A 9,374-nucleotide genomic window follows, 5' to 3' on the forward strand; every position below is an offset into this window, starting at 1 on the left:
AAAATGCAGGACGCTTTTGCATTTGCAACTGGTATTTCTTCCTTAATAACCGATGCAGATGGTAAACCTATTACCAATACATCGTTTTCCAATAATATTTGTACTAAAGTTCGATCGACCAAAGAGGGGCAACGAATGTGTATGGAGAGTAGCAAGAGACTTGGGGAAATAGCGAAAGAGTCATTGAAACCAGTTTCAAGTCCTTGTTTATCATGTGGTTTTATTGATGCAGCAGCTCCCATCATTGTTGATGGACATCATATTGGAAACTGGTTAATAGGACAAGTGCGTCCGGATGGTTTGAATATTCAGCATCTGCTGGAATATACGCGTAGTTTAGGATTGGATGACAAAGAGATTATTGAAGATTTTAAGGATCTGACAACAATTGCACCCGAGCATTTTGAAAAAATTCTCAATCTATTGAGTGTTCTCACAATTGAATTATCAACCTTAGGGTATAAAAACCTGAAGTTGGCCAAAACCATTCATGAACATGTACAATTAGAAAAGAAGCTGCGTGATGCTAAGCAAAATGCTGAAGAAAGTGATCGTCTAAAATCAGCATTCCTGGCCAACCTTTCTCATGAAATCAGGACACCTATGAATGGAATCGTAGGTTTCTCTGAACTGTTGCAATTCGATGGTTTGACACCGGATGATCGTAGGGAGTATGTTAGGTTAATTCATCAAAGCTCCAGCCAGTTACTTAATATTATTAACGATATTATAGACATCTCAAAAATTGAGTCGGGGCAGATTGATGTTCATCCGGGTTATTTTGATATGGTACACCTGATAACCGATTTGCATGACTTTTTTATTGAATCAGCTAATAAAAAAGGTGTTGGATTAGTTATTGAAAATAATGATCATGTGGAGTTTGAGGTATTCTCAGATGAAGTTAAGCTAAGACAGGTCTTAACAAACCTGATTTCCAATGCAATTAAGTTCACAACTAAAGGTGAAATCGTTTTTGGTTACAGAGTTATTGATGATTTAGAGTTAGAGGTATTTATTCAGGATTCTGGAATTGGTATTGATGCAGATGATGTTGAATTTATCTTCGACCGTTTCTGGCAAGCCAAAGATTCAGATGTTAAGAAAGGTGGAACCGGTCTGGGATTAGCTATTACAAAAGCCTATGTTGAGTTACTTGGTGGGCATATACATGTTGAATCAAAGCGGGATAGAGGCACGTGTTTCAGCTTTAAAATGGCACGATACCTGAAATAAAAAAGAGAAGCCCGAATCGAACTTCTCTTTCAATATATTAGTTTGATATTGTTTTACATTACACAATACCGGCAAATCCCATAAATGCAAGAGCTAATAAACCAGCTACTACTAAGGCAATTGGTGTTCCTTTCATACCTTTAGGAATATCCATTAAGTCAAGGTGCTCACGAATACCAGAAAAGGTAACCAATGCTAAACCAAAGCCAATTGCATGAGAAATAGCGAAGACAACCGATTTAACAATGTTAGTATCTTCCAATCCAAGTGCAAGAATTGCAACACCTAAAATAGCACAGTTAGTGGTTATCAAAGGTAAAAATACTCCCAATGCCTGATATAGAGGAGGACTAACCTTTTTAAGCATGATTTCTACCAATTGCACTAATGAGGCAATCACCAGAATAAAGGTGATAGTTTGCAGGTACTCTACACCGAATGGTTCAAGAACTGCTTTTTGGATAAAGAAAGTAACAATAGTGGCGATTACCATTACAAAGGTAACCGCACCGGTCATACCAATTCCGGTAGATATTTTTTTAGAAACACCAAGAAACGGACAAATCCCTAAAAACTGGCTAAGTACAATGTTATTAACAAAGATGGCCGATATAACGATTAATATATATTCCATAACTTAAGCCTCCTTTTTAACCTGGTTAATAAATGCGATCAGGTATCCTAAAGCGATAAATGCTCCTGGTGCCAAAACAAACACAAGCATTCCGTAATCTTCAGGATAGATAATATTACCAAATAATTTTCCACTTCCCAGTAACTCACGGATGGAACCCAACATTGTTAAAGCCATGGCAAATCCAAGTCCCATGCCTAAACCATCAATGATGGAAGAGCCAAGGTTGTTTTTAGAAGCAAATGCTTCGGCACGACCTAATACCAGGCAGTTAACCACGATTAGCGGAATAAATAATCCCAATGAATCGAACAATGCTGGCACATATGCTTGCATGGTCATTTCAACGATGGTTACGAAAGTAGCAATCACTACAATAAAAGAAGGTATACGGACTTTATCAGGGATAAAGCTCTTAATTAATGCCACCACAAGGTTCGACATCACCAATACAAATGTAGTTGCCAATCCCATACCCAAACCATCAATGGCTGATGAGGTAACACCCAGGGTAGGACACATTCCTAAAAGAAGCGTGAATACCGCATTCTCTTTAAAAAAGCCTTTTGAAAAGTTATTCCACTGATTCATTCTGCACCTCCTTCCTCAGTCGAGGTATTTACTGCAACCGGCTGGCTGCTTTGATTTTCGGTATAAGTTTCATAAGCAATACGTAACGCATCAAGAAATGCACGTGAACTAATGGTTGCTGCCGTGATTGCATCTACTTCACCACCATCTTTGCTTACAGTTAAGTTATTAGTTTTTGGGTGCTTGCCCAAAATGCTTTGGTTACCTTTGTCGGTCTTAAACCAGTCGGCCATTTTAGTACCAAGGCCCGGTGTTTCTTTATGTTCCAGTACCTGGTAGTTGATGATGGTACCATCGGGTTTTAAACCAACCATTATTTTGATGTTACCACTAAATCCTTTATTGGTTTGTGATTCGATAGCTGTACCAATTAACTCATCGCCTTTTTTAGCGGGGAAGAGTTTTAATATAAATCCCTCCTTAGATGTCAGTTCATACATTTCGTCGCCCGGATTATTATCGAATCCCGGTACTACTTCTTTGATCGCAGCTTGTTGCTTGGCGGCTTTAGCTGCTGCAATAGGTCCTTTGGTGAGCTCATACATGCCGCCCAACGAAGCCCCTGCCACACATGTGATTATAAGCAGGGTTAAAACCATATTTTTAAGCGTTGATTCTGTTTTTGCCATGATTTTTAATTTTCCTGCATTAAGCTTTGACTGGTTTTACGACTTCGCCAAAACGTTTAGGTTTTACATATTTATCAATTAACGGCACAAATCCATTCATTATCAGAATAGCGAATGATACACCTTCAGGATATGCGCCGAATACTCGGATAACAACCGTAATAACACCAATGCCGATTCCGTATATAATCATTCCCTTATTGGCCATAGGAGAACTCACATAATCAGTTGCCATAAATATGGCTCCCAACATTACACCACCAGTTAATAAATGGAATAATGGTCCGGCATACTGTTCAGGACTAACCAAATTAAGAATTCCTGTAAATACCGCAATTGAACCCAAGACAGCAACAGGAATATGCCATGTGATAATTTTTCGAATCAACATAAATATTAGTCCGAGAAGAAGTGCAACGGCAGCAATTTCACCAGCCGAACCACCTGACATTCCAAGGAATAGTTCGGTAAGGGAAGGCATATCTGTATGATTCATTAAACTGCTTACGGTCTCACCATTTGCCAATCCTCCTTTCATAACAGATAGGGGAGTAGCACCTGTCTCAGCATCCAGATAATGTGCTTGCGACTCAACAGGTTTTGGCCATAAGGTCATTTGTACAGGGAACGAGATTAGTAAGAATACACGTCCTACCAATGCCGGGTTAAATGGATTATTACCCAGGCCACCAAATGACATTTTACCAATTCCAATCGCTACCAAACTACCAATTATTATAATCCAGATTGGTAGGTTACTTGGCATGTTAAAAGCTAAGAGAAGCCCTGTTAATGCAGCTGAACCATCCATAATAGTTGGTTCAGTTTTTAACAGGTATTTTTGAATGGCCCACTCAAAGAACACACACGACACAACAGCAGAAAAAGTGACTATAACAGCACCAAGGCCGAAATAGTATAATGAGGCTGCCAGTGCCGGGAGAAGGGCTATAATCACCCCATACATGTTATTCTTCACAGAGTCGCCACTGTGCACATGCGGGGATGGTGATACGGTTAACCTATTCATTTTATATCGTATTATTTTTTACTTGATTATTTTGTTCTGCTTCGCATGATCTGTCCTACATTGCCTTTACCTAAACGAATGTAATCCAGTAAAGGACGATTAGCAGGACAGGTATAGCTACATGAACCACATTCAATGCAATCCATAATTTTTTCCTCTTCAGCACGATCCCAAATAGCTTTGTCCGAAACTGTCATCAATAAATATGGAGACAATCCCATAGGACAAACAGATACACACTTTGAACAGCGAATACAAGCTTCCATTTTACCACGCTTGGCAATTTGATTTGGCATAATCAAAATACCAGAACTACCCTTTGTAATAGGTATATCAGTTGAAGAAAGTGCTTTTCCCATCATAGGTCCACCACCAATCACTTTACCTGTGTCTTCAGGTAATCCGCCAGCTGCATCGATAAGTTGGTTTAAAGGAGTACCAACTCGTGCAAGAAAGTTAGATGGTTTAGTAACCGATTTACCTGTAACAGTTACCACACGCTCAAACAATGGTTTATTTTTTTGAACAGCTTCATACACTGCCAAAGTTGTACCAATATTTTGCACTACTGCACCAACTTCAATTGGTAATTTACCTGAAGGAATCTGGCGACCAATACATGCATCAATTAATTGCTTTTCACCTCCTTGCGGGTATTGCACCTTTAATGATTGAATGGTAATGCCGGCATGTTTTTTCGACAGTTCAGTCATATGCTTGATAGCATCCGGCTTATTGTTTTCAATACCAATAATAGCTTTATCAACCTTAAGTGCTTTCATCAGTATCTGAGTTCCCACCATAATTTCATCACCTTTTTCCATCATTAACTGATGGTCAGCAGTAAGATATGGTTCACACTCAACGCCGTTTAATATTAGTACGTCACATTTTTTACCCGGAGGTACTGAAAGTTTAACATGAGCCGGGAAGGTGGCACCTCCAAGTCCCACAATACCTGCTTCACCAACTTTTTTAACGATTTCTTCCGGCGTGGCTTTAATTTCTGTAACTAAATTTTCTGAGCGGTCAATGCTTTCATCCCATTCATCGCCAGCTGTTTTGATAATAATAGCCTGACGTTTGTATCCACTGGCATCTAAAATATTATCGACTTTAAATACCGTACCTGATACAGGTGAATGGATATTGGCTGATACAAAACCAGTTGACTTGGCGATTAGTTGACCCACTTTTACTTCGTCACCTTTTTTAACAACAGGCTCTGAAGGTGCTCCAATATGTTGAGCAATAGGAACCGAAACTTGCTCGGGAACGGGTAAGATCTCAATCTTTTGGCCGGCTGAGAATTTGTTTTCTGCCGGATGAACCCCTCCTAATGAGAATGTTTTTAACACGATTGGTCCTCCTATTTTATAATGTTTTAAATATTTCTTAATTATCTCTATTCGAATACGAAATGCGCTTTATTCCGCTTTTTCTTCAACAGGTTTTTCCACCTTAGGTTTTGGCGGTGGGAAATTCACCATATGAATTGCATTGGTTGGACATTCAGGCACGCACTTACGACATAGTTTACACTTGTCGTAATCAATGTATGCCAGATTGTTTTCAACTGTGATGGCATCAAACGGACAGATTTTCTGACATTTTTTACATGCAATACAAGCAACGGAACAAGCTTTTTTAGCTGCTGCACCTTTGTCGGTATTAATACACGATACGAAAATGCGACGGTTTTTTGGTCCTTTTTTGCGCAACTCAATGATGTTTTTAGGACAAGCATCCACACAAGCTCCACATGATACACAATTGTCTTCGATGATAACCGGCAACCCGGTTTCTTCATCCATATACATAGCGTTAAATGCACAGGCATCAACACACTCACCCAAGCCAAGACAACCGTTAGAACAACCTGTATCACCTCCATAAAGTGAAGATGCAATGGTACATGATGTAGCTCCATCATATTCAGTAATTCGGGGACGGTTCTCACAGGTTCCGTTACAGCGAACAACTGCTACCATTGGGTCTGCTGCAGCAACTTCCTTTCCTAAAATAGCTGCTGCAGCACTCATGGTGTCGGCTCCTCCAACAGGACAGTTGAGGTCAGAGATATCATCTGACTTTACCATTGCTTCTGCAAAAGCACGGCAACCAGGGAATCCACAACCACCGCAATTGGCAGCCGGTAAAGCTTCCTCCACCTGATCAATGCGCGGATCTTCAAAAACCTTGAATTTTTGTGCTACAAAATATAGAATGATAGCGGCCGCAGCCCCTAACACACCTAACGAGATTATAGTTATCAGAACAACATTCATATTTAGTTGATTTGATGTTTTATAGTAAATGAAAAAGTTCTTTTTAATTTGTCTTTTTGCAGATAGATAATGAAATAATATGGAACCAGAACGGCAAGTGATACACCGCCGGCTAACAATTCATTATTGCTTAGATAGAATGTAATAACTAAAGCTGCTAAAATCAAAAGAATTGGATAGATATAAGCTAATAAAACAGCCTTTGGAGCCAGTATTTTTTTGCCCAGAAGCATTACTTTTTGCCCCGGTTCAAAACTGCTTTCAGATTGATAGATGTCGATGAGTTTATCCTGCAAATCAGCTGCCGTACAAGAACCTTTAGCATGGCATGATGCACATGCAGATTCATTCACAATTCTGACTTTTATAAGTTGAGAGGATACCTCTTCGACAACGCCCTCGTGCTCTATGTAATCTCTATCTGCCATATACGTAGGGTCACAAATGTAGCGAAGTAATGTAATTGTTGTAGCTAAGGTAAGATATTTGTATTTAGAATGAATTAAAATAAGGACAATTGCTTACAGTTAATTAGCTCTTGGTAAGCAATATTGCCCTTGTTTAGTTGCAAGTAGTTGTTAGTAAAAGAATTATAAAGAAAAAAATCTCTAATCAATTAAGGAAAATTCTCTTGATTAAAAGCTTATTCCTTTACCAATTCTAATGTTACCAGGTATGCACAATGGTCTGAAGCAATGGTATCGGCAATAACTTTGGTTTCAATGACTCGCCATTGACCTAACCGATTCACCATTACATAGTCAATTTTAAGACGTGGGTTGTCAGATGGATACGTTGGTTCAGGATTCATTTTTCCATAACTCGGTGCCCATTCCTGTTCTAATATATTTATGGTTTTACTGCCAGGTGTATCATTTAAGTCGCCTGCTAATATGCTTGGGTACTTTTGTTTTTTGGCAATTTCAACCAACTTTTCTGCTTGAAGTTGCCTGCTGGTTCCTTCTTTTTCATGATCAAGATGGGTTGCAATAAACGAGATTGTATCGTTAGATGATAATACAGTGGTTATTTTTAATGCTGCTCTTGGTTCTTTGCCTTCTTCGTAAGGGAGTGGGATGTTTTCAGAAGAAATAAAGCTGAATTTTGAAAGGATTCCTTCGCCATATTCGCCACCGTCGAAATACATGGCACGACCAAATAGCGGAGCCATTTTAGTGCACCACCCAAGTTCTGTAGCCAAATCATATTGGTGTGCTCTCCTTGTTTTAAAATCTACTTCCTGAAGTGCCACTAAATCAGGATCTGTATCAATAATAACTTTTGCAATGGCATCCAAGTTAAAGTCGCCTAAAGTTGTTGCACCATGTAGAATATTAAATGACAGCACTTTGATAGTTGTCTTTTTGTCTGTTTTTTGTGCGAAGCCTGAAAAACAAAATGCTGTCAACAAGATAGTTAAGAATATCTTCTTCATAAGATGTAAATATTTTAAAGGTTATCTCTTTTATCAATAGCTTGTTAGTTTTTAGTCAGAAGACAGTAGTTTATTCTTAAATGTCTGTTATCTGGAATCTAACGATCTACTTTTAAAAAAGGCAAGATAACAATTATATCAAATTATAATGACAGACTTATTCCACCATAGACATGAAATGGCAAGGCAGGATAATAGTAGCGGGGTTGGTTGTTGCCAAATGATGGTGCATTTATTAATATCATTGATGCGTAATACTTATCCATAATATTATTCGCTCCAAAGTAGATATTTCCTTTTACATATCTAAAGTTAACTTGTTGATTAAGTTTTGCATTTAATACTCCAAATGCTGAGTATTGTTTATCGTTGCTATCGGTTAAGTATTGTTTACCCCAATGCTGGTAGTTAATAATTAAGCTGGTTTTGTCAGCAGAATAATTCACAGAAAGATATGTACTGAATCCAGGAATTCCAGGAAGGTGATTGTTTTTATAATCTTCTCCATCATCAATAAAGTCATCAAACTTATTGATCGACTGTGTATGTGAACCATTCAGAAACAACTGATGATTATTACTGAACCTGATTCGATGATTAATTTGTAGTTCTATGCCTTTATGTTTTGTTTTACCAGCATTCGCACCGTAGAAAATCTCTTCGCTTTCGCGCTTGGTTACCAGTAAATTGGTCATCAGCATCCAGTAGGCAGTTAAGTCAATGTTGGTGTTCCTGTCTTTCGAATTATAGCGATACCCTATATCAAAGTGATAACCTTCTTCGGGTTTAATCGAAGCATTGAAGGAGCCATCTGGCATCTGAGCTTCTTCAACAGATGGAGCTGAAAAACCATGACCAGCTGCTGCATAGATATGTGATTGATGTGTGAGTTGATAATTGATTCCCAAACGTGGAGATACAATCATTGGGTATTGATGTTCTACCGTCTTGCCAGTGCTTTGCTGCTTGGAATCATAATTTGTCCAGTTAAAATTAATAGCACCTTGTATCAACAATTTATTCTCAATTGAGTATTCGGCAAGGGTAAAAATGTTTAAATAATTGCGCCTAATATCGTTCTCGCTCAAAATATCATTAAGGTTGTGCTCCTTTACGCCTGATAATGTTATTTCATTGTTTTCAAACATGAATTCCAAACCACTTTCCAACCTGAATGAATTAAGTTCTATGGAGAGTTTGTCCCGCAATCCGATAGCTGTTTTAGATTCGTCAAGACGGTTAAAGGGACGTAATTCATCCAAAACTGAAAAAATACCGAAGGTGTTTACAGAGTGATATAACACTGGTGTGAGTTGAGTAACCAGACCGAGATTAAGGATGTGACGATTAGATTTTTCGTATCCTCCAATGGCCGCCCACGAATCAGCTGCTTTCCGGGGATTGTTATGGAAGTCAATACTGTCGAGTGAACTGGGGATTTGACCATCCAGATAACGAAAGTTATAGAGGTAGTTCAAGTTATTCTTACCAAGAATGTGTTTTCCTTTTAAAGTAAAATTATAACGTTTGT

At 38.5% G+C, this 9,374-nt stretch carries 10 protein-coding genes; 1 reads left to right on the forward strand and 9 read right to left on the reverse strand.

The window, feature by feature from the left end:
* On the forward strand, positions 1-1,236 hold a 1,236-nt coding region (locus AC4MRQ_RS23375), incomplete at its 5' end, for a PocR ligand-binding domain-containing protein (RefSeq protein ID WP_491200146.1).
* A 58-nt stretch (positions 1,237-1,294) separates the two neighbouring features.
* Here the strand turns inward: AC4MRQ_RS23375 and AC4MRQ_RS23380 are convergent.
* From AC4MRQ_RS23380 to AC4MRQ_RS23420, 9 genes are all read right to left on the reverse strand, one after another.
* Positions 1,295-1,870 (reverse strand): electron transport complex protein RnfA, encoded by a 576-nt coding sequence (locus AC4MRQ_RS23380; protein WP_491200147.1) that lies wholly within the window; start codon positions 1,868-1,870, stop codon positions 1,295-1,297.
* 3 nt (positions 1,871-1,873) lie between these two features.
* Positions 1,874-2,461 (reverse strand): RnfABCDGE type electron transport complex subunit E, encoded by a 588-nt coding sequence (locus AC4MRQ_RS23385; RefSeq protein WP_491200148.1) that lies wholly within the window; start codon positions 2,459-2,461, stop codon positions 1,874-1,876.
* Positions 2,458-3,090 carry an RnfABCDGE type electron transport complex subunit G gene (locus tag AC4MRQ_RS23390; protein WP_491200149.1) on the reverse strand — a complete coding sequence of 211 codons (633 nt, stop codon included), beginning with the start codon at positions 3,088-3,090 and terminating at the stop codon, positions 2,458-2,460. Before AC4MRQ_RS23390 ends, AC4MRQ_RS23385 begins: the two co-directional genes overlap by 4 nt.
* Before the next feature lie 19 nt (positions 3,091-3,109).
* Positions 3,110-4,120 (reverse strand): RnfABCDGE type electron transport complex subunit D, encoded by a 1,011-nt coding sequence (locus tag AC4MRQ_RS23395; RefSeq protein WP_491200150.1) that lies wholly within the window; start codon positions 4,118-4,120, stop codon positions 3,110-3,112.
* Positions 4,121-4,146: 26 nt separating this feature from the next.
* A complete protein-coding gene (gene rsxC / locus AC4MRQ_RS23400; protein ID WP_491200151.1) occupies positions 4,147-5,478 on the reverse strand; it encodes an electron transport complex subunit RsxC in 1,332 nt (443 codons plus the stop codon).
* Positions 5,479-5,547: 69 nt separating this feature from the next.
* The gene (locus tag AC4MRQ_RS23405; RefSeq protein ID WP_491200152.1) at positions 5,548-6,408 is read right to left on the reverse strand and encodes a Fe-S cluster domain-containing protein; all 861 of its coding nucleotides are present in this window, start codon (positions 6,406-6,408) and stop codon (positions 5,548-5,550) included.
* Between the two features lie 2 nt (positions 6,409-6,410).
* Entirely contained in the window at positions 6,411-6,836 is a 426-nt protein-coding gene (locus tag AC4MRQ_RS23410; RefSeq protein WP_491200153.1) for a SoxR reducing system RseC family protein, read from the reverse strand.
* 215 nt (positions 6,837-7,051) lie between these two features.
* Complete coding sequence (locus AC4MRQ_RS23415) at positions 7,052-7,843, reverse strand: endonuclease/exonuclease/phosphatase family protein (RefSeq protein ID WP_491200154.1); 792 nt, start codon at positions 7,841-7,843, stop codon at positions 7,052-7,054.
* Positions 7,844-7,986: 143 nt separating this feature from the next.
* Positions 7,987-9,374, reverse strand: a 1,388-nt coding sequence (locus AC4MRQ_RS23420; RefSeq protein ID WP_491200155.1) for a TonB-dependent receptor, incomplete at its 5' end; no start/stop codon positions are given.

It is taken from the genome of Carboxylicivirga sp. (assembly GCF_982718395.1).

What these genes read in the sequence shown, in the direction of transcription:
- AC4MRQ_RS23380 (WP_491200147.1), bottom strand. Translation starts at nt 1,870, where the DNA reads ATGGAATATATATTAATCGTTATATCGGCCATCTTTGTTAATAACATT.
- AC4MRQ_RS23385 (WP_491200148.1), bottom strand. Translation starts at nt 2,461, where the DNA reads ATGAATCAGTGGAATAACTTTTCAAAAGGCTTTTTTAAAGAGAATGCG.
- AC4MRQ_RS23390 (WP_491200149.1), bottom strand. Translation starts at nt 3,090, where the DNA reads ATGGCAAAAACAGAATCAACGCTTAAAAATATGGTTTTAACCCTGCTT.
- AC4MRQ_RS23395 (WP_491200150.1), bottom strand. Translation starts at nt 4,120, where the DNA reads ATGAATAGGTTAACCGTATCACCATCCCCGCATGTGCACAGTGGCGAC.
- AC4MRQ_RS23405 (WP_491200152.1), bottom strand. Translation starts at nt 6,408, where the DNA reads ATGAATGTTGTTCTGATAACTATAATCTCGTTAGGTGTGTTAGGGGCT.
- AC4MRQ_RS23410 (WP_491200153.1), bottom strand. Translation starts at nt 6,836, where the DNA reads ATGGCAGATAGAGATTACATAGAGCACGAGGGCGTTGTCGAAGAGGTA.
- AC4MRQ_RS23415 (WP_491200154.1), bottom strand. Translation starts at nt 7,843, where the DNA reads ATGAAGAAGATATTCTTAACTATCTTGTTGACAGCATTTTGTTTTTCA.